General features: G+C 63.5%; 24 protein-coding genes. 20 read left to right on the forward strand and 4 right to left on the reverse strand.

The genetic code is table 11. The annotated features are described in order from the left end of the window. Positions 1-93 precede the first annotated feature (93 nt). Positions 94-891: a hypothetical protein gene (locus tag JQ567_RS11820; RefSeq protein WP_212438971.1), complete on the forward strand. Its 798-nt coding sequence runs from the start codon at positions 94-96 to the stop codon at positions 889-891. Positions 892-1,062: 171 nt separating this feature from the next. Beyond that, a complete protein-coding gene (locus tag JQ567_RS11825; RefSeq protein ID WP_212438972.1) occupies positions 1,063-1,779 on the forward strand; it encodes a GrlR family regulatory protein in 717 nt (238 codons plus the stop codon). On the opposite strand, the gene JQ567_RS11830 is transcribed toward JQ567_RS11825, so the two are convergent. Both JQ567_RS11830 and mutS read right to left on the reverse strand, forming a co-directional pair. Further along, the gene (locus JQ567_RS11830) at positions 1,776-2,069 is read right to left on the reverse strand and encodes a hypothetical protein (protein WP_212438973.1); all 294 of its coding nucleotides are present in this window, start codon (positions 2,067-2,069) and stop codon (positions 1,776-1,778) included. The two genes, JQ567_RS11825 and JQ567_RS11830, sit on opposite strands and share 4 nt — an antisense overlap. Next, complete coding sequence (gene mutS, locus JQ567_RS11835; RefSeq protein WP_212438974.1) at positions 2,066-4,822, reverse strand: DNA mismatch repair protein MutS; 2,757 nt, start codon at positions 4,820-4,822, stop codon at positions 2,066-2,068. The genes JQ567_RS11830 and mutS overlap by 4 nt, the downstream gene beginning before the upstream one ends. Positions 4,823-5,198: 376 nt before the next feature. Here mutS and pcaF point away from each other — a divergent pair, with 376 nt between their 5' ends. The 4 genes from pcaF (at position 5,199) to JQ567_RS11855 (ending at position 8,750) form a co-directional block, all read left to right on the forward strand. Next, the gene (gene pcaF / locus JQ567_RS11840; protein WP_212438975.1) at positions 5,199-6,407 is read left to right on the forward strand and encodes a 3-oxoadipyl-CoA thiolase; all 1,209 of its coding nucleotides are present in this window, start codon (positions 5,199-5,201) and stop codon (positions 6,405-6,407) included. 102 nt (positions 6,408-6,509) lie between these two features. Beyond that, positions 6,510-7,211 carry a protocatechuate 3,4-dioxygenase subunit beta gene (gene pcaH, locus JQ567_RS11845; protein WP_212438976.1) on the forward strand — a complete coding sequence of 234 codons (702 nt, stop codon included), beginning with the start codon at positions 6,510-6,512 and terminating at the stop codon, positions 7,209-7,211. Further along, the gene (gene pcaG, locus JQ567_RS11850) at positions 7,212-7,823 is read left to right on the forward strand and encodes a protocatechuate 3,4-dioxygenase subunit alpha (protein WP_212438977.1); all 612 of its coding nucleotides are present in this window, start codon (positions 7,212-7,214) and stop codon (positions 7,821-7,823) included. 33 nt (positions 7,824-7,856) lie between these two features. Next, positions 7,857-8,750 (forward strand): dioxygenase, encoded by an 894-nt coding sequence (locus tag JQ567_RS11855; RefSeq protein WP_212438978.1) that lies wholly within the window; start codon positions 7,857-7,859, stop codon positions 8,748-8,750. Here the strand turns inward: JQ567_RS11855 and JQ567_RS11860 are convergent. After that, a complete protein-coding gene (locus tag JQ567_RS11860; RefSeq protein ID WP_312017386.1) occupies positions 8,743-10,470 on the reverse strand; it encodes an FAD-dependent oxidoreductase in 1,728 nt (575 codons plus the stop codon). The two genes, JQ567_RS11855 and JQ567_RS11860, sit on opposite strands and share 8 nt — an antisense overlap. 19 nt (positions 10,471-10,489) lie before the next feature. After that, entirely contained in the window at positions 10,490-11,146 is a 657-nt protein-coding gene (locus tag JQ567_RS11865; RefSeq protein WP_249165418.1) for a GntR family transcriptional regulator, read from the reverse strand. 246 nt (positions 11,147-11,392) lie between these two features. Between JQ567_RS11865 and JQ567_RS11870 the strand changes: the two genes are divergently transcribed. The 14 genes from JQ567_RS11870 (at position 11,393) to JQ567_RS11935 (ending at position 24,946) form a co-directional block, all read left to right on the forward strand. Then, on the forward strand, positions 11,393-12,409 hold the full coding sequence (locus JQ567_RS11870; RefSeq protein ID WP_212438979.1) for a TRAP transporter substrate-binding protein: 1,017 nt from the start codon (positions 11,393-11,395) through the stop codon (positions 12,407-12,409). A gap of 73 nt (positions 12,410-12,482) precedes the next feature. Then, positions 12,483-12,989 carry a TRAP transporter small permease gene (locus JQ567_RS11875; protein ID WP_212438980.1) on the forward strand — a complete coding sequence of 169 codons (507 nt, stop codon included), beginning with the start codon at positions 12,483-12,485 and terminating at the stop codon, positions 12,987-12,989. Between the two features lie 22 nt (positions 12,990-13,011). Next, a complete protein-coding gene (locus JQ567_RS11880; RefSeq protein ID WP_212438981.1) occupies positions 13,012-14,292 on the forward strand; it encodes a TRAP transporter large permease subunit in 1,281 nt (426 codons plus the stop codon). 32 nt (positions 14,293-14,324) lie between these two features. Next, positions 14,325-14,810 carry a type II 3-dehydroquinate dehydratase gene (gene aroQ / locus JQ567_RS11885; RefSeq protein ID WP_212438982.1) on the forward strand — a complete coding sequence of 162 codons (486 nt, stop codon included), beginning with the start codon at positions 14,325-14,327 and terminating at the stop codon, positions 14,808-14,810. A 3-nt stretch (positions 14,811-14,813) separates the two neighbouring features. Next, on the forward strand, positions 14,814-15,467 hold the full coding sequence (locus JQ567_RS11890; protein WP_212438983.1) for a hypothetical protein: 654 nt from the start codon (positions 14,814-14,816) through the stop codon (positions 15,465-15,467). Then, positions 15,467-16,276: a sugar phosphate isomerase/epimerase gene (locus JQ567_RS11895; protein ID WP_212438984.1), complete on the forward strand. Its 810-nt coding sequence runs from the start codon at positions 15,467-15,469 to the stop codon at positions 16,274-16,276. The genes JQ567_RS11890 and JQ567_RS11895 overlap by 1 nt, the downstream gene beginning before the upstream one ends. Positions 16,277-16,363: 87 nt before the next feature. Beyond that, positions 16,364-17,302: a LysR family transcriptional regulator gene (locus tag JQ567_RS11900; protein ID WP_212268768.1), complete on the forward strand. Its 939-nt coding sequence runs from the start codon at positions 16,364-16,366 to the stop codon at positions 17,300-17,302. Positions 17,303-17,424: 122 nt separating this feature from the next. Beyond that, a complete protein-coding gene (locus tag JQ567_RS11905) occupies positions 17,425-18,306 on the forward strand; it encodes a shikimate dehydrogenase (protein ID WP_312017387.1) in 882 nt (293 codons plus the stop codon). Between the two features lie 78 nt (positions 18,307-18,384). After that, complete coding sequence (locus JQ567_RS11910; protein WP_212438986.1) at positions 18,385-19,524, forward strand: ABC transporter substrate-binding protein; 1,140 nt, start codon at positions 18,385-18,387, stop codon at positions 19,522-19,524. A gap of 187 nt (positions 19,525-19,711) precedes the next feature. After that, a complete protein-coding gene (locus JQ567_RS11915; protein ID WP_192736419.1) occupies positions 19,712-20,587 on the forward strand; it encodes a branched-chain amino acid ABC transporter permease in 876 nt (291 codons plus the stop codon). Then, positions 20,584-21,582, forward strand: coding sequence for a branched-chain amino acid ABC transporter permease (locus tag JQ567_RS11920; protein WP_212438987.1), 999 nt, complete (start codon positions 20,584-20,586; stop codon positions 21,580-21,582). The genes JQ567_RS11915 and JQ567_RS11920 overlap by 4 nt, the downstream gene beginning before the upstream one ends. Next, complete coding sequence (locus JQ567_RS11925; protein ID WP_192736421.1) at positions 21,579-22,322, forward strand: ABC transporter ATP-binding protein; 744 nt, start codon at positions 21,579-21,581, stop codon at positions 22,320-22,322. The genes JQ567_RS11920 and JQ567_RS11925 overlap by 4 nt, the downstream gene beginning before the upstream one ends. Before the next feature lie 22 nt (positions 22,323-22,344). Further along, positions 22,345-23,085 (forward strand): ABC transporter ATP-binding protein, encoded by a 741-nt coding sequence (locus JQ567_RS11930; protein ID WP_211995535.1) that lies wholly within the window; start codon positions 22,345-22,347, stop codon positions 23,083-23,085. A gap of 31 nt (positions 23,086-23,116) precedes the next feature. After that, on the forward strand, positions 23,117-24,946 hold the full coding sequence (locus JQ567_RS11935) for a tannase/feruloyl esterase family alpha/beta hydrolase (protein WP_212438988.1): 1,830 nt from the start codon (positions 23,117-23,119) through the stop codon (positions 24,944-24,946). Positions 24,947-24,975: the final 29 nt, after the last annotated feature.

Genomic DNA, 24,975 nt, shown 5'->3' on the forward strand with positions numbered 1-24,975 from the left:
TCCCTCGTTTCAAGAACCGATGTTCGATGCCTTTCGCGCCACACGAATAATTGTGGCTATGGGTCCCGGCCTTCGCCGGGACGACGGCATAAAATGTCTCCCGAATCCATCTTCCTGCTGACGCTCGTCCTGCGCATGGCGATCACCGCGGCGTTCGTGGTGACGGCGTCCATCATCACCGAGAAGTCGGGCCCGGTGATCGGCGCGCTGATCGCAACATTGCCGATTTCGGCGGGGCCGTCTTACGTTTTCCTCGCGCTCGACCATGACGCGGCCTTCATCGCCGAGGGTGCGCTGGCGAGCCTGCCGATCAACGCCGCGACGATCTTTATGGCGCTGACCTATGTCGTGCTGGCGCAGCGCCGGAGCGCGGTCGTCAGCTGCCTCTCCGCGGTCGCGGTGTGGATCGCGCTTGCCTCGATCATCCGCTCGGTACCCTGGACGCTGGCCGGTGGCCTGGTCGTCAACGCCATCGCCTTTGCGATCTGCGTGCCGCTGCTGGCGCGTTACCGTCACGTCAAGATGCCGCCGGTCGCGCGGCGCTGGTACGACATTCCCCTGCGCGCCTCGCTGGTTGCGACCCTGGTCGCGACCGTGGTCACGACGTCAGGCTGGGTCGGTCCGAAAATCAGCGGCATCATCGCGCTGTTTCCGATCGTGTTCACCTCCATGATGCTGATCCTGCACCCGCGCATCGGCGGGCCGCCGACCGCAGCCGTCCTCGCCAACAGCGCCTGGGGCCTGATCGGATTGGGCCTCGCCATCGCGGTACTGCACATCGCCGCTTTGCAGTTTGGCTCGGTGATCGGGCTGAGCCTCGGGCTCGCGACCTGCGTCTCGTGGAATCTGGCGCTGTGGTGGAACGGGCGAAGGAGGAAGGCGCGGAGATGAGTGATCCGTCATTCCGGGATGGTGCGTTAGCACCAGACCCGGAATCTCGAGCTTCCGGGTTCGATGCTTTGCATCGCCCCGGAATGACGGCTCCAATTTTGACAGAAGATTGCTAGTTACCGCTGCCGGCAGACCCGCTAAGTTGGCGGCAGAGCAGAACTGGGGCGTGCGGTGGAGGGATTGTACAAGGTCGAATACGACATCAATGAGGGCTCCGGCCGCAGCGTGCTGTACGCCAACGCCGGAAAGATGCTTGGCGGCAATACGGCATTCGCCCATTTCGGCAGCTACCAGATCGTGGACGGCGAAATCGTCGCCAGACTCAGGACCCGGCGCCACAGCCCGTCGCCCCGCCCCAGATCGCTGGTCAGTTCCGACCAGGTCACGCTCAGTATACGCGGCAGGGCAGAGGGCCAGGCCTATCGCTTCGCGGGTGAAGTGGTGGAGGACGCCGGCTCGGTGTTTCGCGCGCTCATGACGCCGCTCGGCAACGACGACGTTCCGCCGCCCGGTATGGTCGGCGACGGCGGCATCATCAGCGGACTCTACTCGATCGACATCCGGATGCTGGACGGCCTGGCCGGCGGGCATACCGGCGTGATGCTGCTGCACGACGGTCGCATTCTCGGCGGCGACGCGTTTTTCTATTATCTCGGCGCCTACTCCTCGACGAACGGCCGCTGGAAGGGCGAGTTCGTCAATCAGGAACACACCCCGGCGAAGGCCGAGCATCCGCTGTTCGGCGGCTATCAAGTCGGCATCGGTTTCTCAGGCCGTTGCGATGCCAATGGTGCTGAAATGGAGGCAACCGCATTGGCCGGCAAGCGCAGCATCCGCCTCGCCGCCACGCTGAAGTTGATCCAGCCGTTCGCCGACGTGGGCCGCTAGCCCGCTGCGCCCCAAGGCAGTCTCCATTGAATGACGCCAAACAGGCGCAAATACAGCAGCGTCGTCGCCACCAGCGAGACCACGGCCACCGCCAGCGGCACGCTGGGCGGCGGCGTCCGCCAGTCGCGTGAATCCTGCATCAGGATCAGCGGCAACAGCGGCAGCGCGACCAATCCGAGAAACACGATCATCCGCCAGCCGCCTTCAAACAGCCCGGAGATCAACAGCAGCATGGGCGGCGCGCCGTACACCAGCGCAATCCATGCGAACGCTTTCGCGGCGCGCCTCAAGTCTTGCGTTCTTTCGCCAGCGTCGTGAGCCGATAGAGCGCATCCAGCGCCTCGCGCGGCGACATCTCATCCGGATGCAGCGCTTTCACCGCTTCGAGCAGCTGCTCGGCCTCGCTCGGCGGTGCGGGTTCGGCGGCCGCGCGCGAGGGCACCGCGAACAGCGGGAGATCATCGGCCAAGGCGCGCGCGGTCTGGCCGCGGTCCTGCGCCTCGAGTTTTGCCAGCACCGATTTGGCGCGCGCGATCACGGCCGGCGGCAGGCCGGCGAGCTTTGCGACCTGGATGCCGTAGGAGCGATCGGCCGATCCGGGCAGCACCTCGTGCAGGAACACGACGTCGCCCTGCCATTCCTTGACGCGCACCGTGGCGTTGAACATCCGCGGCAGCTTGGCGGAGAGCGCGGTCAGCTCGTGATAATGCGTCGCGAACAGCGCGCGGCAGCGGTTGCTCTCATGCAGATGTTCGATCGCGGCCCAGGCGATCGACAGGCCGTCGAAGGTCGCAGTGCCGCGGCCGATTTCGTCGAGGATAACAAGCGAACGTTCGCTGGCCTGATTAAGGATCACGGCGGTCTCGACCATTTCCACCATGAAGGTCGAACGCCCGCGCGCGAGGTCGTCGGCAGCGCCGACGCGGCTGAACAGCCGGTCGACGACGCCGATCCGCGCCCGCGAGGCCGGAACGTAGCTTCCGATCTGCGCCAATAGCGCGATCAGCGCGTTCTGGCGCAGGAACGTCGATTTACCCGCCATGTTCGGGCCGGTGATCAGCCAGATCTGGCCCGAGACCTGCGCTGGTCCCGGCGAGAGGTCGCAGGCGTTGGCGATGAACGGCTGGCCGTCGCGCTTCAGCGCGGCTTCGACCACGGGATGGCGGCCGCCCTCGACGGCAAAACAGAGAGAGCCATCGACCTCGGGCCGCACGTAATTGTCGTCGACCGCAAGTTTTGCCAGCGCGGTCGCGACATCGAGCAGCGCAAAGGCGTGCGCCGCGGCGCGCAGATCGTCGCTGGCCGCAAGCGCGATGACCGACAGCCGTTCGAAGATTTCCAGTTCCAGATTGAGCGCGCGGTCGCCGGCATTGGCGATCTTGGCTTCGATCTCGCCGAGTTCGGCGGTGGTGAAGCGCACCTGGCCGGCCAGCGTCTGGCGATGAATGAACGTCGCATTCAAGGGCGCGGTCATCAGCTTGTCGCCGTGCTGCGCCGTCACCTCGACGAAATAGCCCAGCACATTGTTGTGCCGGATCTTGAGGCCCTTGATGCCGGTGTCGTCGGCATAGCGCGCCTGCATCGCGGCGACCACGAGGCGCGAGGCATCGCGCAGATTGCGGCTCTCGTCGAGCGCGGGCTCATAGCCTTCGCGGACGAAGCCGCCGTCACGTTTGATCAGCGGCAGTTGTTCGGCCAGCGCCCGTTCGAATTCGCGCGCAAGATCGCGCGAGGGACGGCGCAGCGCCTCCATTACGGAAGCGATCTCCGGCGGCGGCGCATCCAGTTGCGCCAGCCGCGCCAGCGCAGAATCGGTGGCGAGGATGCCGTCACGGAGGCCTGCAAGATCGCGCGGGCCGCCGCGACCGACTGACAGCCGCGCCAACGCGCGCGACATGTCGGGTGCGGCACGCAAGGTGGTGCGGATATCGTCACGCGCAAAACTGTCGGCGACGAAAGCGGCAATGGCATCCAGCCGCCGCGCAATCGCAGCGCTGTCGGTGAGCGGAGCGGCGAGGCGCTGCGCCAATAGCCGCGATCCCGCGGCGGTGACCGTGCAGTCGATCGCATCGAGCAGCGAGCCGCGCCGCTCTCCGGCCAGCGTGCGGGTCAATTCGAGATTGGCCCGGGTCGCGGGGTCGATCGCCATCGTGGTGCCGGCGGCCTCGCGCGACGGCGGCGACAGCGGCGGGCGCTTTCCGACTTGCGTGCGGTCGATATAGGTGACGGCGGCGGCCGCCGCGGTCGCTTCCAGCCGCGACATCGCGCTGAGGCCGTCCATGGTCGCGACCGCGAAATAATCGCACAGCCGCCGTTCCGCGGTGGCGCCGTCGAAGACGTCGCGGGTCAGCGGCGTCACCGCCGGCAGTTCGCGCAGCAGGGCGCCGAGATCCGCATCGCCGTAGAGCGCGTCGGTGACGATCACTTCATTCGGATTGATCCGCGCCAACGTCGCCGCAAGCTCGGCGGTCGAGCATTCCGTGACCATGAATTCGGAGGTCGAGATGTCGATCCAGGCAAGGCCAATGCGGTCGCCGCCGGCTGATCCCCGCGCCCGCGCGATCGCCAGCAGGTAATTATTGGTCTTTGCGTCGAGCAGGGTGTCTTCGGTCAGCGTGCCCGGTGTGACGAGCCGCACCACGCCGCGGCTCACCACGCTCTTGTTGCCGCGCGCGCGTGCGGCTGCCGGGTTCTCCGTCTGCTCGCATACCGCGACGCGATGGCCGGCATTGATCAGACGATGCAGATAATCCTCGGAGCGCTCAACCGGCACGCCGCACATCGGGATATCCATGCCCTGATGCTTGCCGCGTTTTGTCAGCACGATGCCGAGCGTTTTTGAGGCGATCTCTGCGTCTTCGAAGAACAGCTCGTAGAAATCGCCCATCCGGTAGAACAGCAGCAGCCCGGGATGGCCGGCCTTGATCTCCAGATATTGTTCCATCATCGGCGTGACGCGCGCGGGCGCGTCGGTCGCCGGTGTCTCGGTGGCCGAAGTTGCCTCGGGGGGCGCGGGTGCGGAGATGTTTTGCTGGATCGTCATCGGGTGCGGAAACTACAAAATTCCGTCGTCCGATCCTATTGCTTTGCCGCCAGAATCCACGTTTTCCCCCGTCGTCCCGGACAAGTGAGCGCAGCGAATGCGATCCGGGACCCATACGCCGCGGCTTCTCGGTGGGAATATGGTGGCAGATACCTTTTTCTAACAATTGTCGCCGCGGAGTATGGGTCCCGGCTCAAGGCCGGGACGACGAGTTGAAAGAACGCGGCCGAATCCAGCCTACTCTCCCGTAAGGAGGAGGGAACAGACCGTCTGTGTTGCGAAAGCCGTCAATTGACCTCTCGCAGCGTCGCTCCTAAAACTCGCCATCAATTCAGTGGGGTCAACGGCCCAAACGCGGCGTTCAGGGAGAGATTCAATGCTTGATGTGTTCATTTGCGATGCCGTACGGACCCCGATCGGCCGTTTTGGCGGTTCGCTCGCCAAGGTGCGCGCCGACGATCTGGCCGCTGCCCCGATCAAGGCCCTGATGGCGAAGCATCCCGGTCTCGACTGGAAAGCGGTCGACGAGGTGTTCTTCGGCTGCGCCAACCAGGCCGGCGAGGACAACCGCAACGTGGCGCGCATGGCGCTGCTGCTCGCGGGCATGCCCGACTCGGTTCCTGGCCAGACGCTCAACCGTCTCTGCGCCTCGGGCCTCGATGCGGTCGGTGCCGGCGGCCGCGCGATCCGCGCAGGCGAGATCGATTTCGCGATTGCCGGCGGCGTCGAATCGATGACCCGGGCACCGTTCGTGATGGGCAAGGCGCCGGAAGCGTTTTCGCGCTCGGCTGATATTTTCGACACCACCATCGGCTGGCGCTTCATCAATCCCTTGATGAAGGCGCAATACGGCGTCGATGCGATGCCGGAGACCGGCGAGAACGTCGCCGAGGAATTCCAGGTGTCGCGCGCCGACCAGGACGCGTTCGCGATTCGCTCGCAGCAGCGCGCGGGCGCCGCGATCGCCGCCGGCTATTTCGCGGAAGAAATCACCCCCGTTTCGGTGCCCGGCGGTAAGGCCGGCCCGATCACGGTCGACAAGGACGAGCATCCGCGCCCCGAAACCACGCTGGAAGGTCTGTCCAAACTGAAGCCGATCGTGCGCAATCCCGGCACGGTGACGGCGGGCAATGCGTCCGGCGTCAATGATGGCGCGGCCGCGATGATCCTCGCCTCCGAAGCTGCCGTGAAGAAGCACGGGCTGACGCCGCGGGCGCGCATCCTCGGGCTTGCTTCGGCTGCAGTGCCGCCGCGCATCATGGGCATCGGCCCGGTGCCGGCGACCCGCAAGCTGATGGAGCGGCTCGGCCTGAAGATCAGCGATTTCGATCTGATCGAACTCAATGAAGCCTTCGCCTCGCAGGGCATCGCCGTGCTCAGGCAACTCGGCGTCAAGGACGATGCCGATTTCGTCAACCCGCACGGCGGCGCGATCGCGCTCGGTCACCCCCTCGGCATGAGCGGCGCGCGACTGGCCATGACGGCGGTGCACGGCATGGAGAAGCGCGGCGGCAAGCTTGCCTTGGCAACTATGTGCGTCGGCGTCGGCCAGGGCGTCGCGATGGCGATCGAAAAGATCAATTGATGCAACGGTTTGGGAGGGCGTAAAAACGCCCTTCCCCGATTTAGTTATGTCATATAATGGATCTGCGGCGCGGCTACCGGTCAGGCCAGGGAGGAATTCGTCATGACATTATCCTATCCGCTGCAAAGCTTGACGGCGCATCCGCCGCGGCTGTCGCCCGGCTACAAGAGCACGGTGAAGCGTTCGCCCACCAAGCCGTTGATCCCGATGCGACATACGCTGTCGGAGCTGACCGGGCCGGTCTACGGCCACGAGACGGTGCGCGAAAACGACAACGACCTCACGCTCCAGGGCAAGGGCGAGCCGCTCGGCGAACGCATCATCGTGCACGGCCATGTGCTGGATGAAGACGGCCGCGGCGTGCCCAATACGCTGGTCGAGTTGTGGCAGGCCAATGCCTGCGGCCGCTATATCCATGTCGTCGATCAGCATCCGGCGCCGCTCGATCCGAATTTCACCGGAGCCGGCCGCACCCAATCGGACAGCGAGGGCTATTACCGCTTCGTCACCATCAAGCCCGGCGCCTATCCCTGGGGCAACCATCACAACGCCTGGCGCCCGGCCCATATCCATTTCTCGGTATTCGGGCATTCCTTCGTCTCGCGGCTGGTAACGCAGATGTATTTCCCCGGCGATCCGCTATTCCCGTTCGATCCGATCTTCAATTCGGTGACCGACGAGAAGGCGCGTAACCGGATGGTGTCCGACTTCGACCTCGAAAATACCAAGCCGGATTGGGCGCTGTGCTATCGCTTCAACATTGTGCTGCGCGGGCGCAACGCCACGCCGATGGAGACCAAGTAAGTGTCCAAGGCCCAGAGCAAGCCGGAAGGCGTTACCCCGTCACAGACCGTCGGCCCGTATTTCGCCTATGGCCTGACATCGAACGGCAAGTATGACTGGAACGACGCCTTCTCGAACAATCTCGTGACGGCGGATACGTCGGGAGAGCGCGTCCGCGTCGAGGGCCGCGTGTTCGACGGCGACGGCAAGCCGATGGTGGATTGCATGCTGGAGATCTGGCAGGCCGACGCGCAAGGCCGCTTCTCCGATCCGCAGGACAAGCGGGCGTTGCCCAATTCATCCTTCAAGGGATTCGGCCGCTGCGGCACCGATGCCGACGGCGGCTATGCCTTCGACACCATCAAGCCGGGCACGGTGCCCGATCCCGATGGCAAGCCGCAGGCGCCGCATCTCGTGCTCGCGCTGTTCGCGCGCGGCATGCTGCTGCATCTCTACACGCGGATCTATTTCGACGGCGAGGCCGCCAACGCCGCCGATCCCGTGTTGGCGCTGGTGCCGATCGACCGCCGCGCCACACTGATCGCCCAGCGCGCGCATTGCAATCCCAGCGCAGTCTATCGGTTCGACATCCATTTGCAGGGCGACAACGAGACCGTGTTCTTCGACGTCTAAGCGCGGCGCCGTCGCGGCCGCAAGGAGCGCGGAATGATCATCGGGCGCGAGCAGGATGTCACGGTTTCAGCGTCTGCCGTGATGGAGCGGACCTCCGATCCGCGGCTGCGTGAGATCATGCTATCGCTGGTCAAGCATCTGCACGGTTTTGTGCGTGATGTCCGGCTGACCGAAGCCGAATTCCGCGAAGCCGCCGCGATCCTTGTGGAACTGGGCAAGCAAACGACCGCCACCCATAACGAAGTCATCCTGATAGCGGGCTCGCTCGGCGTTTCCTCGCTGGTATGCCTGCTGAACAACGGCGACCAGGGCAACACCGAGACGGCGCAATCCCTGCTCGGGCCGTTCTGGCGGCTGAATTCTCCGCGCGTTGAAAACGGCGGCTCGATCGTCCGGTCCGACACGCCGGGCGCGGCGCTGTTCGTCACCGCCCGCGTCGTCGATCCTGCCGGTCATCCGATCGCGGGGGCCGAGGTGGATATCTGGCACGCTTCGCCGGTTGGGCTGTACGAGAATCAGGACCCTGATCAGGCCGAGATGAATCTGCGCGGCAAGTTCACGTCAGACGCCGACGGGCGCTTCGCGTTTCGCTCGGTGATGATGGTCGGCTATCCCATTCCGACCAACGGCGTGGTCGGGCGGCTCTTGAAAGCGCAGGACCGGCATCCCTACCGGCCGGCGCATCTGCATGCGCTGATCTTCAAGCCGGGATTCAAGGTTTTGATTTCCCAGGTCTACGATCCCGCCGATCCGCATATCGACAGCGACGTGCAGTTCGGCGTGACCAAGGCGCTGATCGGCGAATTCGTGCGGCATGACGAGGCGCATCCGACGGAAACTGATGTCGGCTCGCCCTGGTATTCGCTCGATTATGTCTACCGGATGGAAGCCGGCGAAGCCGTGCTGCCGCGCCCGCCGATCAAGTAACGCCCAGTTCGTTCGACTTGCCCGCGATGTCCATCGCCGCGCGCCATGCAAACACCATGGCCGGGCCGATCATGGTTCCCGGACCGGGATAGGTGCCGCGGAAAATCGAGGCGGCGTCGGCGCCGGCGGCATGGAGGCCCGGGATCGGCTGCCCTGTGGACGTCAGCACGCGGCCGTTGGCGTCGGTGCGCAATCCGGCGCTGCTCGCGAGGTCGGAAGGCCAGACCGCGACCGCAAAATAGGGGCCCGGTCCGATTTTGCGTAAGCACGGGTTGGGCTTGTTTGTGGGATCGCCGTTGAAGCGGTTGAGTTCGCTGGTGCCTCGGCCGAAATCCTCGTCGACGCCGGTTTCGGCGAATCGATTGTGCCGTTCGATGGTGCCGGCCAGGGTGCTGCCATCGACGCCGATGGCCTGCGCCAGGTTTGCGATGCTATCGCCCTGGAACAGATAGCCCAACTTGATGAAGCGCGCGAGGTCACGCGTCCCGGGATGGATCAGGCCGAGACCATAGTCGCGAATAAAACCACGGTCGCAGATCAGGAACGCCGGGATGCTGGGCACCGTTTTATGCGCTCGCAGCATCCCCTCGACGAAGTCATGATACGAATTGGCCTCGTTGACGAAGCGCACGCCTGACCTGTTGACCGCCATCAACCCGGGCTTGGCGCGATCGAGCATGATGTGGGGAAACACCGAGAGGTGGCCGTCGTCCTGCTGCATCACCGAACTCGGCATCCATAGCGCCGGGCTCCTGATGTCCTGCGCGAGAGCGCCGTGCGCGCGTTCGCCGGCGAGAATGCCGTCGCCGGTGTTGCTATCCGGCGCCATCGAATAGCGCTGGGTGTCGTTCGGAAACAGCCGGTTGCGCAACTCGCTGCTCCAGCCAATGCCGCCGGTTGCTAGCACGACGCCCCGTCGCGCGCGAATGCTGATCTCGCTATCGTTTGTGGTGAACACCGCGCCGATGATTCTTCCGTCGCCCTCGATCAGCTCGCTGAGCTGCGTCTGGTAACGAATCTGGACCGCCTGTCGCTTCAAACTGTAGAGCAGCCGCGCCACCAGCGCGTTGCCCATGATCAGGCGCGTGCCGCGCGGATGCTTGATCCGGTCCAGCGCCTGCCGCGCCAGCAGGCGAGCCGCGTTCGAAAAATTTGCCAGGGAATGAAACGGATGCAGCAACGACGGAATGTCTGATTTGCCGACCATCATGCCGCCGAGCACCATGAATTCACGGCGCGGCGGCCGCACCCGCGCAAAGTCATCGCCGAGTTTTCGTCCGTCGAACGGCACGACGCCGAGCGCCCGGCCGCCAAGCGCGGCGCCGGGCTGCGCGTGATAGTCCGGATGAACCGGCGGCGGCACGAAGGCCACGCTGGTTCTTTTCTGGAGATAGTCGAGCATCGCGGGCCCGGTCGCGAGAAAGGCGGCGAGCCGCGCATCGTTGGCGTCATCGCCCAATATCGCCGCAAGGTACGTTCTCGCGGCCTCGACGCTGTCGGGTACGCCGGCCGCCTCACTCTGCCGGCTGCCGGGAATCCACACCGTTCCGGCCGAGGTCGCGGTGGTGCCGCCGACCATGTCGGACTTTTCGCAGATGATAACCGTGAGGCCTTCGAGCGCGCCGACCAATGCTGCCGTCATGCCCGCCGCACCGGCGCCGATCACCAGCAAATCGGTCTCGGCATCCCACCGGCGGTTATCTGTCTGGCGGCCGGTCACAACAACTCGACCGAACGGCTCATTTCAGCGTCCCGATCGCGAGCGCATGCGCCACGCAGCTGTTGATATGCTCGGTCAGGATCGACTTTGCGCCCTCGATGTCGCGCTTCAGCGCGCAGTCCAGCAGGGCCTGATGCTGCGCGATCGTGGCGCTGCCGCGATACTGCAGGGCGTAGCGGAAGTATTTGTCGAACACGACCGAGTGAGTCTGCATCAACTCCCGCGAGCCGCAGCTCGATATCAAGGCCTGGTGGAATTCGCCGTCGTAGCGCTTTCGAAGTTCGGGATCGTCGCCGGCGGTGAGGATCGCGCGCTCGGTGGCCGCCAGCTTGTGATGTGCTGACACCACGCGGCCCTCCCATTCCATGTCGCCGGCCCGGAAGGATTCGGTCATCGCGTGATGTTCGAGCAGGATTCGCAGCTGCGCGAGCTCGCGCAAATTCTGGATCGAGACGGGAGCGACCTCAAACCCGCGCTGGCCCTCGGCAACCACAAAGCCTTCCGAAGCCAGCCGGTTGAGGATCTCGCGCAGCGTCGAAACGCTGAGGCCGTAATCCTCCTTCATCGAGTCGAGCTTGAGCCGTCCCGACGGATTGAGCACGCCGAAGATGATGTCGGAGCGAATGCGGTGATAGCCGCTGTCGCCGGCCGACATCGGGGACTGGGGCTGCTCCATGATCGTCAATGTCTATCCCGCTTTTGGACCTGCAAAGGCTGACGCGACTCGCCGGTGAGCATAGCCGCGAATGGCGGTCTTTGCCGCAAGCTCCAATCACATGATGAACTAGATTATATCATATATTTCTAAGATTATAATTTGACAATGATTTCGTTATATGGTTTCCACCGAAAAGGACCGACCAGACATCAAAAATAGCGGCAACAAGCCGCGGCTGGCATCGGATCGCTAGGGGAGGATGAGATGAAGCTGTTTACAGTTCTGTCCGCGGCCGTGCTTGGCGGGGCGCTTTTGGTCGGCACCGCATCCGCGCAGGAGGTCCAGGAGCGGACCATCCGCTGGGGACACCTCAACAACACCGATCATCCCGTCAGCTTCGGCGTGCAAAAATTCGCGGAAATCCTGCTCGCCAAGAGCGGCGGCAAGCTGAAAGTCCGTGAGTTCGCTTCATCCCAGCTCGGCAACGAGCTGCAGCAGCAGTCGGCGCTGCGCGGCGGTACGCAGGAGATGCTGTCGGCTTCCACCACCTCGCTCGCAACGGTCATTCCGGAATTCGGCCTGCTCGACTTCCCGTTCATCGTCAACACCACCGATCAGGCCGATGCGCTGGTCCAGGGCGCATTCGGCAAGGCGATGATCGACGCGCTGCCGCAGCGCGGACTGGTCGGGCTCGGTTATTGGGGGCTCGGCTTCCGCAACGTCACCAACAGCAAGCATCCGATCGCCAAGCTGGAAGATTTCGCCGGCCTCAAGCTGCGCGTGATCCCCAACCCGGTCTATCTGGAGTCCTTCAGCGCCTTCAAGGCCAACCCGATCCCGATGGCGTTCGGTGAGCTCTATTCGGCGCTGGAAACGCGCACGGTCGATGGCCAGGAAAATCCCTACACCGTGATCCTGTCCAACAAGTTCTTTGAGGTCCAGAAATACGTCTCCGCCACCGGCCACACCTTCACCGAGAACATCATCATCGTCAGCAAGATTTTCTGGGACAAGCTGTCGCCGGCCGAACAGAAGATGATGCAGGAAGCCTACAACGAAAGCCGCGCCTACCAGAAGGAACAGACGCGGCTGCAGACCGAAAAGGCGCTCTCCGAATTGCAGGCCAAGGGCATGACGTACAACGCGGTGGCGCCGGAAGAGCTGGAGCGCATGCGCAAAGCCGTCCAGCCGGTGGTCGACAAGATTTCTGCGGCCCTCAAGCCTGATACGGTCAAGCTGTTCAACGCGGAGCTTGATCGCGTCCGCAAAGAGGTCAAGTGACGCGCCGCTGATATCGGCGAAGCAGGGCCGGTATCCAGCGGCCCTGCACGAACTCCAGCTCCAGACGGCGCCGATGGGACGGATACTCGACCTCTATTGCGCGTTGCTCAAGGGCGTGATCGCGCTGTGCCTCGCGGTCATGGTGGTGCTGGTGTTCGGCAATGTGGTGCTGCGCTACGGCTTCAATTCCGGCATCACGATTTCGGAGGAATTGTCGCGCTGGATGCTGGTGTGGCTGACGTTTCTGGGCGCCATCGTCGCCGTGCGCGAGCATTCGCATCTCGGCGTCGATACGCTGGTGCGGATGCTGGGACCCCTGGGAAAACGCATCTGCTTCGTCATCAGCTACTGCCTGATGCTGTATGCCGACTGGCTGCTGCTGGCGGGTAGCTGGCGCCAAACCATCATCAACATCGACGATCGCGCGCCGGCGACCGGCCTGTCGCTCGGCATTTTCTATTTCGTCGGCGTGATCTTCGGCGTCTCGGTCGGAATCATGCTGCTCTATGATTTGTTCCGCGTCGTCTCCGGCCAAGCCGGCGAATCCGAGCTGGTCGCCGTCAAGGAGGAGGACATCTGATGGCATCGCGGGGGCGCCGCACATGACCATCGCGGTCTTCACCTTCTCGTTGCTCGGCGCCATGGCGCTCGGCATGCCGATCGCCTTTGCGCTACTCATCTGCGGGATCGCGCTGATGAGCACGATCAACATGTTCGATTCCCAGATCGTGGCGCAGAACATCATCAATGGCGCCGACAGTTTCCCGCTGATGGCCATTCCCTTCTTCATGCTCGCCGGCGAGATCATGAACAAGGGAGGGCTGGCCAGGCGCATTGTCAATGTCGCCCTCGTTGCGGTCGGACATTTCCGCGGCGGCCTTGGCTATGTGACGATCCTCGCGGCCTGTATCCTCTCATCGCTATCGGGATCGGCCGCGGCCGATGCCGCCGCGCTCGCAGCCGTGCTGGTGCCGATGATGGTGGCGGCCGGACACAAGAAGATCTACGCGGCAGGACTTGTGGCTGCGAGCGGCGTGATCGGTCCCGTCATTCCTCCCAGCATCGGCTTCGTCATCTTCGGCGTCGCCGCCGGCGTGTCGATCTCCAAGCTGTTTCTCGCCGGTATCTTTCCGGGGCTGATGATTGGTGCCGGCTTGTGCGTCGCCTGGTGGTGGGTGGTCCACAAGGAAAACCTGGTGCCGCCGCCGCGGGCGTCATTCAAGGAAGTTGCCCACGCCGTGATCGACGGCTTCTGGGCGCTGATGCTGCCGGCGATCATCATCGTCGGCTTGCGTTTCGGCATCTTTACGCCGACCGAGGCCGGCGTTGTTGTCGCGGTTTATTCGCTGTTCGTGACCACCTGCATTTATCGCGAACTGAAATTCTCGCAGCTGTACGGCGTCTTCGTCTCCGCCGCCCTGACCACCAGTATCGTGATGTTCCTGGTGGCGGCGGCGCTGGTCTCTTCCTGGCTGATCACGGTGTCGGAGATTTCAGCCCAGGTGGTCGACCTCCTGAAGCCCTTCATGGGCAACAAGACGCTTTTGATGTTCGCGATCATGGTCGTCGTGGTCATCGTCGGCACGGCGCTCGACATGACGCCGACGATCCTGATCCTGACGCCGATCCTGATGCCGATCGTCAAGGCGGCCGGCATCGACCCGGTCTATTTCGGCGTGATGTTCATCATCAACAATTCCATCGGCCTCATTACGCCGCCGGTCGGTATCGTGCTGAACGTCGTTTGCGGGGTCTCCAGGATCAGCATGGAAGATATCATCAAGGGCGTCTGGCCGTTTATGATCGCCCAGCTTATCGTGCTGTTTCTGTTGGTGCTGTTCCCGGCATTGGTGACGGTCCCGGCCAAATGGCTTGCCGGCTAAAAGCGGCATCAAGCGTAGAAGGGGGAGCCTCGATGGCCACCAAGATCATGATCCTGAACGGACCCAATCTGAATTTCTTGGGGATCAGGGAGCCGCATATCTATGGCCCGACCACGCTCAAGGAGATCGAGGCGAGCTGTGAGGAAGTGGCGAAATACCTCGGGGTCACGGTCTCGTTTCACCAGTCCAATCTCGAAGGCGAACTGGTCAACTGGATCCAGTCGGCGCACGGCAATTATGATGCGATCATCATGAACCCGGCGGCCTATTCGTTCACCTCGATCGCGCTGATCGACGCGCTGAAAATATTCGAAGGCCCGAAGATCGAGGTCCACATCTCCAATATTCATGCGCGGGACGAACTGCACCGGCATTCGATCACGTCGAGCGCGTCCACCGCCGTGATCTGTGGTCTCGGTCCTTACGGCTACATCGCGGCGATGCTGGCTGCCGTTCAAAAGCTCGGGAAGCTGCCGGACGCCGTTCCCGCCTCGTTGCATGGCCTCAAGGGGAGATAGCACATGCGCGGCGCAGGCTTTCTGGCGATCTGGAGCGACGTCGAGCCCGACCATCTCACCGACTACCGGCACTGGTTGACGCGGGAGCACACCACCGAGCGTGTGACGACCAAGGGTTTCCTCGGCGTCCGGGTGTTCCGCGCCACGCGGACTGACATCGCCAGGTTCTTCATTCTCTACGAACTGGAAGCCCCCGAGGTGCTCGACGGGCCGGCTTATCTGGCGCGGCTCAACGCCCCGACGCCGTGGTCGCAGCGCACCATGCCCCGGCTCGGCAATTTCATTCGCGGCGGCGGCGTCATGACGGCCCGCGCGGGTCGCGGCGAGGGATCGACCATCGCCGCGCTGCGCGTCGAACGTCTGCCGGAGAAACCGCAAGCATTCGCCGACGCCCTCGTCGCGCTCGACGGCATTGCCGCGGTGCAGATCGGGGTGACCGATCTGGCGCGCACCTCGGTGCCGACGGTCGAGAAGGGCATGCGGAAGGATGAAGGGATTTTTGCCGGCCTCCTGATCATCGAGGCGCTTGACGAGACGGCGCTTGGTGGCGCATTGCGTCGAGCAACTGAAATGGCGCCGGACTTGTTCAGCAGCGGCGAGCCGGAGGTCTATCAAGGCATGTTCGCACTCGACGCCCGTATCGCAGATTTTGAATAATGCCGTCGTTCTCGCTCGCCGCGCTGACCGTCCTCGATCTGGCGCCGCCGGCGCTGATCGACGTCGCCGCAGCCTGCGGCTATGACGCCGTCGGGATTCGCCTGCTGCCCGCGATGCCCGGCGGCATCGCCTATCCGCTGGATGACAAAGCGAGCCTGAAGGAAACGCTGGGCCGGCTGGACGCGACCGGCATCAAAGTAGCCGACCTCGAAGTGGTCGCGCTGCGGCCTGAAACCGAGATTGCCGGCTTCTCCGCCTTCTTCGAGACCGGTGCGCGGCTCGGCGCCAAGCACATCCTGGTCGCGGGTTACGATCCTGATCTCGCCCGGTTCAGGGATAGCTTTGCGAGATTTTGCGAGACCGCCGCCCCATATGGGCTGACGGCCGATCTCGAATTCATGCCCTGGACCTATGTCCCCGATCTGGCGACGGCCAACAGCATCGTCGCGCCGATGGGGCAGGCCAATGCCGGCATCCTGGTCGATGCGCTGCATTTCGACCGGTCGAGGAGTTCAACCGCCGAACTTGCGCGCGTGCCCGTCCACCGGCTGCATTACTGGCAGTTATGCGACGGCCCGGCCGAGCGGCCCGCCACGAACGAAGAGCTGATCCATGCCGCCCGCCATGAGCGGATGTTTCCCGGGGAGGGCGGCATCGACCTCGTGTCGCTGGCGCGCGCCATGCCGGCGGATATCACCATCAGCCTCGAAGTCCCGACCGCCGAGCTTGCCAAGACCATGGGAGCAAAGGATCGCGCCCAGCGCGCGCTGGATGCTGCCAAGGCCGTGATCGCGGCGGCCAAACTCTGAGAACGACCCTAAGAAAGCGTTGATAAGGTCATTTGCGCCGATCGAACATGGGAGTATCTCTCAGGTTCACCTTCGGAGTTGCTGCACATGATGACGCTGCGCCAGGTCGAGGTTATCAGGGCCGTGATGATCACCGGCACGATCGGCGGGGCGGCAAAACTGCTCAACGTGTCGGCGCCGGGCATCAGCCGGCTGGTGAAATATACCGAGCGCTCGCTCGGTATCCGCTTCTTCCAACGGCAGAACGGGCGCTATTTCCCGACCTCCGAAGCGCATAACATTTTCGAGCAGATCAACGGCGTCTACAAGAAGGTCGACGACCTCACCGAAATCATTTCAAAGATCGGGCGCGGCACGCTGTCGGAACTGCGCATCGGCTCGGTGCCGAGCATTTCCCAGATCATGGTGCCGCGCGCGATCGAGCGCATCCGTCGGCGCTACCCCGATCTGCACATCGACATCAACATCCTCAAGATCGAGGAGGCGATCGACTACCTGTTGCTCGGCAAGGGCGATTGCGTCGCCATGAGCTATCGGCTCGACCACCCCGGCCTCGATTTCATGCCGCTGGCGTCAGGCGAATTGTTCTGCATCGTGCCGCAGGGACACGAGCTCGCGGGACGAAAGCAGGTCACCGCCGCGGAGATCATCCGCTATCCCCTGATCGGCATCGACCCCAACGACCCCTACGGGCGCATCATGGCCGAGATCTTCGCGCGCAATAAATTGTCCTACGACATCACGATCCGGGCGCGGTTCGGCACCACGGTCTGCGCGCTGGTCAAGGCGGGGCTCGGGATTGCCGTCATCGATCAGTTCACCGTGGCGCATGGCGGCTATCCCGGCGTCGAGATGCTTCGGATCGTGGAGCCCACCCGGTTCGACACGTATATCGCGGTGAAAAGAGGCGCCTCGCTCTCGCTGCATGTCGAGCATTTCATCGAATGCCTGCGGTCGGAAATGCGGGCGCTGGAGCCGAGCCGGAAGAGTCCGGCGACGGCGGCATCGCGCGGCCGCAAAAAATAACATCAAGTTATGTTTGTGGAATAAATGGGTAATTGTGTTATCTGGCGAAGGCGGTATCGTTTGCGCGGTTTTGGTGCTCTAAGCCGCGCAATCCCATGTTGATACTGCGAGACCCTAGCGACGTGTCCAAACGCCCAGCTTCGATCGGTCAAAAGTTTCTCACCGGCCTGATCGGAGCCCCGATTGCGCATTCGGCGTCGCCGGCGATGCACGAGGAGGCGGCCGCTGCCCTGGGTATCCGGTGTCACTATCAACTGATCGAGGTCGCGGGCCAGGGCACGGCTGAACTGCGCACGTTGCTCGACAGCATCAAGCGCATCGGTTTTGCCGGGGTCAACGTGACGTTTCCCTACAAGGAAGCGGTGCTGCCCCTGCTCGACGATTTGTCGCCGGCCGCGCGTGAGATCGGCGCGGTCAATACGGTTGTCGTCAGCGGCAGCCGGCTGGTCGGATACAATACCGACGCTACGGGGTTCGAGCGTGCGGTCGCCAATCTCGTGAAGGCATCCGGTCATGGCCCCGTTGCCCTGATCGGCGCCGGCGGCGTCGGCAAGGCGATTGCGCATGCGCTCGCGGCGCTCGGTGTCGCCGAACTCAGCATCTTCGATACCGACCGCGCCAAGGCCGAACAGATTGCTGCGCAGTTGCGCGGTCGCCAACCGGTGCGGATTGCGCAAACCGTGGAAGACGCGCTGCGCGGTGCCGTGGGCGTGGTTAACGGAACGCCGATCGGCATGCTGCCGGATCGCGGCACGCCGGTGCCGGAGGCGCTGTTGCGTCGCGACATCTGGGTGGCCGACGCGGTCTATTCGCCGCTCTGGACGCCGCTGCTGACCGCGGCCAAAGCCAAGGGCGCCGAGATCATGACCGGGCGCGACCTGGCGATCCACCAGGCCGCGGACGCCTTCGAGTTATTTACGGGAATGACGCCGTCGATTGTCGAAATGGGAAATGCATTCGACGGCGTGATGGCAAGACGCTACTCTGCGACATCGGACGCGTAGCCGGTCACAAGTCTCGCGTCGGCAAGATCAAAAGATCCAAGATCAAAAGATCACAGATCAACACAACAGGGGATGGAAATGAAATCAGGAATTTTGGCAGGTATCCTGCTCGCGACCATGACGGCTGCCGCGGCGTTCGCGCAATCCGGCGCTCCCATCAAGCTCGCCAATGTGGCCGAACTGTCCGGCGGCGGCGCCACGGTCGGCACCAACTGGAAAAACGGCATCGATCTTGCGATCGAGGAAGTCAACGCCAAGGGCGGCGTACTCGGCCGCAAGCTGGAAGTCACCCACGCCGATTCGCAATCCAACCCCGGCGTGGCGCGCGCCCAGGTCCAGAAGGCGCTCGACGGCGAGCCCTACGTCCTGCTCGGCCCCGGCTATTCCGGATCGGTCAAGGTCACGGCGCCGCTCGCGGCCGAAGCCGGCATCGCCCAGATCATGGGCGGCGAGGCCGCCGAACTGACGCAGGGCGGCAACAAATTCCTGTTCCGCACCTCGTTCGGCCAGCAATCCTCGATGCCGAAGGTCGCCAAATACATCAACGACGAAGTGAAGGCGAAATCGGTTGCGATCGTCTGGGTGAATAATGATTTCGGCCGCGGCGGCCGCGACGTCATCACCAAGGAATTCGCCAAGCTCGGCGTCAAGGTTGCCGCCGACCTCTCCACCGAAGCAGGTCAGGCCGACTTCGCCGCCGACGTCAGCAAGATCAAGGCCGCTGCGCCCGACGCGGTCTTCATCTATCTGAACGAAGAGGAAAGCGCCCGCATCCTGAAAGAGCTGAAGCGTCAGGGCGTGACCGTGCCGCTGATCGGCGAAACCACGCTGGTCGGCCAGAAGGTGGTCGAACTGGCGGGCGACGCGGCGAACGGCGCGCGCGGCCATGTCGGCCTCACCACCGATGCGCCGGTCGATCTGATCAAGGCGTTCCGGGAAAAGTTCGTCAAGAAGTACAACTACGTCCCTGACCATAACGGCCTCAAGGGCTATCTGGCGATCTACATGATCAAGGCCACCACCGAGAAGATGGGCAAGGTCGATTCCAAGGCGTTCGCCGACAATCTCCATGGCCTCACCATCAAGGCGGCCAGCGAGCCCGGCATCCTGATGGATGCGACCTTCGACAAGAACGGCGACATCGATCGCCAGGGTTTCCTGGTCGAGATCGTCGATGGCAAGCAGGTCATCAAGCAGGTGCTGCCGAAGTTGAACTGAGGTCTTTGAGGGAAGTCGGGACCTCATCCTGAGGAGCTTGCCAGCGGGTCCGCGCCATGGCGGCCCGATCATAAACTCCGCAAGCGTCTCGAAGGATGCAAGCAAGGTGGTATCGCGTCCATCCTTAGAGGCGCGCGCAAGAGCGCGCTCCTCGACATGAGGTCGAAGTAAAGGTCAGGGTAAAGGCATGTCCAATCTGCTTGATCTTCTGATAGCGGGACTGGCGACGGGCGCGATCTATGCCATCGTCGCGGTCGGCTTCACGCTGCTGTGGCAGACGTCGCAGACCATCAATTTCGCGCAGGGCGAATTCGTCATGCTGCCGGCGTTCCTGATGCTGGCGGCGATGCACGTCGGTGCTCCGTTCTGGCTCGCGATCGTCATCGGCATGCTGCTGTCGCTGCTGCTGCTCGGCCTCGGCTTCAAGATGCTGCTGGTCGATCCGATGCTACGCCACGGCGTGCTGCCGCTGGCGATCGCGACCATGGCGCTGGCGATCGGCATCAAGGAGGCCGTGAAACAGTTTTTCAGCGCCGAAGCCTCGCCGTTTCCCTCCATCGTGCCGGCTGGCGATATCTCGATCCTCGGCCGCCAGGTCGCGTTGCAAAGCGTCGGCGTGCTCGCGCTCGCCATCGCCGCTGTGGTCGGATTGACCATGCTGTTGAACCGCACGTCCATTGGCCATCAGATGCAGGCAACCGCACAAAACCCGACGGTCGCCCGCATCATCGGCATTCCCGTCGAGCGGATGATCCTGCTGACGTTCCTGATCAACGCCTTTCTGGTGGCGCTGGCCTCGCTGCTGATCACACCGATCTATCTCGCCAAATTTTCCAGCGGCGAAGTGCTGGGCCAGGCGGCGTTCATTGCCGCGATTGTCGGCGGGTTCAACCAGGTGCGCGGTGCGATCGCCGGCGGCTTGCTGATCGGCGTCGTCGACAATCTCGCGGCGGCCTATGTCTCGACGCAATATCGCGCGGCCGTGCCGATGGTGCTCTTGATCCTCATCATCCTGCTTCGTCCGCAGGGACTGCTGGGCCGCGCCGAGGAGCGTACGGTATGAGCCTGTTCAATCGATATTGGCGCGTCGCGCTCGGTGTGGTCGTGATCGCGGCTCTGATCATCGCGCCGATGTACCTCAATCGCTACGGCCTGTTCATCCTGAGCCAATGGGCTGTCATGACCATCGCCGCGATGGGGCTCAACCTGACACTGGGCTATGCCGGCCAGGTCTCGCTGGCGCAAGGCGCCTTTGTCGGCATCGGCGCCTATTCCGCGGCGATCATGACGGCGAACGGGATGCCACTGATCGCGGGGCTCGGCGTTGCCATCGTCCTCTGCTTCGCGATCGGCTGGATCCTCGGCTATCCGGCGCTGCGGGTGCAGCATCATTATCTTGCCTTCGTGACGCTGGCGTTTTCCACGCTCGCCTTCCTGGTGTTCCGCAACGAGAGCTGGCTCACCAACGGCATCTACGGCATCAGCAACATTCCGCGCCCGACGATTCTGGGTTATCCGACCAACCGGCCGTTGCCGTTCTATTATGTCTGCCTCGGCTCGCTCGCCCTGGTGTCGTTCGCGACCTGGTGGCTGATCCGCTCGCCCTGGGGCCGCGCCTTCGTGGCCCTGCGCGAAAACCCGGTGCGGGCGCTCTCGCTCGGCATCGATACACGGCGCTACACCTTGATGGCGTTTGCGATCGGCTCGGCGCTCGGCGGCGTCGCCGGCACGCTGTATGCGCCGCTGACGCAGTACATTGACCCGGTGCCGTTCAACCTCTCGCTTTCGCTCGATCTCTTGATGATGGTGATCGTCGGCGGTTCGGGCTTCTTCTTCGGCCCGTTCCTGGGCGCGATGATCGCGGTGCTGCTCCCCGAATGGCTGCGCTTCACCCAGGGCTATTACCTGATGCTCTACGCGGTCGCCGTGATCCTGCTGCTGATCTATTCGCCGACCGGCATTCTCGGAATCATCGATCGTTATCTCACCGAGCGGCGCACCAAGGCCGCCTCCGCGCTGCGCGCGGTTGCGAAATCAGGACTGGAGCCGGCGCCATGACCGCGGTTCTCGAAATCAGCGACATCAAAAAGAATTTTGGTGGCATCAAAGCGGTCGATGGCGTCAGCTTCGACGTGCAGGAAGGCGAAATCCTCGGCCTGATCGGCCCGAACGGCTGCGGCAAGTCGACCTTGTTCAATTGCATTCTCGGCCAGTTGCAGCCGAGCGCCGGCGAAGTGAAGGTCGATGGCAAGGTCGTCACCGGGTTTCGGCCGTCGGATTTGAACCGGCTCGGCGTCAGCCGCACCTTCCAATTGCTTCAGGTGTTTCCAAAATTGTCGGTGCGGGAAAATCTCATCCTCGCGGGCCAGGAGCACCAGGGCAACATGCTGTCGCGGCTGCTGGGTCCATCGGATGCGGGCCTCAGCAAGGCGGCCGATCAGATGATCGAGTTTTTCAAGCTCGGCCATCTCGCCGGTGAACTGGCCGGCGGATTGTCCTACGGGCAGCAGAAACTGCTCGATGCGGCCATGGCCTTCATGGGCGGGCCGCGGCTGGTGCTCCTCGACGAGCCGGCCGGCGGCGTCAATCTGACGATGCTCGGCGATTTGAAAGCGCGGCTGGCCGAGATCAACCGCGAGAAGCGCGCCACCTTCGTCGTGATCGAGCACAACATGGAATTCGTGATGTCGCTGTGCTCGCGCGTGGTGGTGATGGCGGAAGGCAAGGTGCTGGCGATCGGTACGCCCGCTGAAATCCGTGCCAACAGCGCCGTCATCGACGCGTATCTCGGTCACTGAACCGGTGGATGAGGGAACACGGATGAGCGAACCCATTCTCGACGTTAAAGGCCTGGTCGGCGGCTACGGCAAGATGACCATCCTCAACGGCACCAGTTTTTCGGTACCGGCGGGCACCATCACCACGGTGATCGGGCCGAACGGCGCCGGAAAATCCACCGTGTTCAAGGCAATCTTCGGCCTGCTCAAACTGCGCGAAGGCAAGATCATCTTCAAGGGCCGCGACGTCACCGGCCTCAGCCAGCGCGAACTGCTCACATCCGGCATCTGCTACGTGCCGCAGGGCCGCAACATCTTCCCGGAACTGTCCGTGCGCCACAATATCGAACTCGGCGCGGTGGTCGCGGGACGCGATATCCCCGATCTGCCGGCGCGCATCGAAGCCGCGCTCGATCGATTCCCGATTCTGCGCAAGAGAGCAACGCAACAGGCGTCCACGCTGTCGGGCGGCGAACAGAAGCAGCTCGAAATCGCGCGCGGGCTGTTGCTCAATCCGCAATTGATGCTGGTCGACGAGCCGTCGATCGGGCTGTCCCCGCTCATGATCCGGCAGACGTTCGGCATCCTGCAGGATTTGCGCGACCGCGGCGTCTCCATTCTGCTGATCGAGCAGAACGCCCGGTCGGCGCTCGAGATCTCGGATTACGGCATCGTGCTCGAACTCGGCCAGACCCGCCTCGTCGACAGGGCCGACAAGGTGCTCAGCAATCCCCGCGTCGGCCAGCTCTTTCTCGGCGGCGCGATCGATCAGCCATCCGCATAATCACCAGCAAAAATTACGGGGGAACGGAACGATGTCGATCACACCGGGCAAACTCATTTGGGCGGCCCTGTTGCTCGCTGCCTGCGGCCAGATAACGCCGGCCTTGGCGCAGCAACTTCCCTGCGACGATGGCATCAAGACGGCATTCAAGCCCGACGCCGACACCACGGTCGTGGCGGTTCGCCAGGTGAAGAAGGGCGAGGAATTAAAGGCGCCCGATGCGCCGCAGCCGGTGACGGCGGCGGCAGACATCTGCCTGGTGAAACTGCTGGTGGGTCCCGGCGCCACCGCGGAAAAGGACAAGACCGCGCGCTCCTATTCCGAGGGCATCGGCATCGAGGTCTGGCTCCCGGCGCCTTCCAACTGGAACGAGCGCATCCGCAATTATGGCGGCGGCGGATGGGTCGGCGGCGGACATCGCTATGCCGATCAGATCGGCAGCAAGGTCCCGGCCATCGTCAACGCCAATATCGGCTATGCGTCGGGCACCACCGACGCCGGACAGCCCTGGTACCAGGACGGCTCGTTCACATTCCTCTCCGACGGCAAGCTCAATGCCGAGTCGCTGCGCGATTTCTCGGTGCGCGCGATGGTGGAGCAAGCCAACAAGACCAAGGCGCTGGCCAGCCTCTATTACGGCAAGGCGCCCAAATACACTTACTATGACGGCCATTCCCAGGGCGGCCGGCAGGGCATGAAGGTCTTCCAGGAATACCCTGAACTCTACGATGGCTATCTGATCGCCCAGCCCGCGCCGAATATCGCGAAGTTCGGAACGTCCGGGTTGTATCCGCAGATCGTGATGAAGACCGAGCTCGGCTTCACGTCCGTGAACAAGGCCGAAGCCAAGGCCTTTGCCGCCAAGGTCGCCGCCGCCAACCAGCGCGCCGTCGCCGCCTGCGACACCGCCGGGCTCGGCTTCCTGCTCGATCCCTTTGCCTGCAACTACAATCCCGCACGCGACGCCGCGGCGCTGTGTGTTGGTGCTAACGGCGAAGGCGTGACCGGCAGCAATCCGGATGCCGCGACCTGCATGAGCGCAAAGGAGGCGATGGCGCTGAACCGGATCTGGTACGGCGCCACACCGGATGGCAGTTTCGACGCCGCGCAGACATCAGACAGCCGCAGCGGCAAGTCGCTCGGCCCCAAACAAGTCTGGTGGGCGTTCACCCGCGGGACCGGCATCGGCAATCAGATCACCAGCGCCAGCGCTGACAGCGTGGCCCAGGCGATGCAGGACGTCAGCTATGCCGCCGACGCCAGCGCGACAGCGGCGGTGCCGATCACCAACGCTTCGACAGCCGTGCGCAACAAATGGCTCGAACTCGATTATGCCGGTTTGGCCGACGCCGTCGGCAAGAACGTCGCGCTGCAGCCGACGCTGTTCAGCAACCTCATCACCGACAAGGCTGACCTGGCAAAACTGCGCGACCTCGGCCGCAAGGTGGTGATCTGGACCGGCCTCGTCGACGATGCGATCCCGCCGGCCGGCAACATCAACTATCATGAGCGCGTGCTGGCCGCGATGGGCGGGCACGCCGAGGTGGCGAAGTTCATGCGGATGTATCTGGTGCCGGGTGCCGCGCACTCTTCGCAGGGCCGGGCCTACACGGTCGGCGGCAAGAACGACACCGTGCCAATGCCTAAATTGCCCGGCAATGCCAACCAGACGCCGACGCGCGAGCAGGACCAGTTCTTCACCGCGCTGGTCGATTGGGTCGAGAAGGGCGACGCGCCCGGCGACATCCTGCTGACGTCGCGCGACAAGAGTATCAGCTATCCCGTCTGCGTTTATCCGCTACATACGACCTGGAACGGTAGCGGGCCAGTGACGCAGGCCACGAGCTTCAGCTGCAGGTAGAGTAACGCGGATCGATGTGTTAGCTGATA

This window comes from Bradyrhizobium sp. AUGA SZCCT0431 (assembly GCF_018131065.1).
Classification (GTDB): domain Bacteria; phylum Pseudomonadota; class Alphaproteobacteria; order Rhizobiales; family Xanthobacteraceae; genus Bradyrhizobium.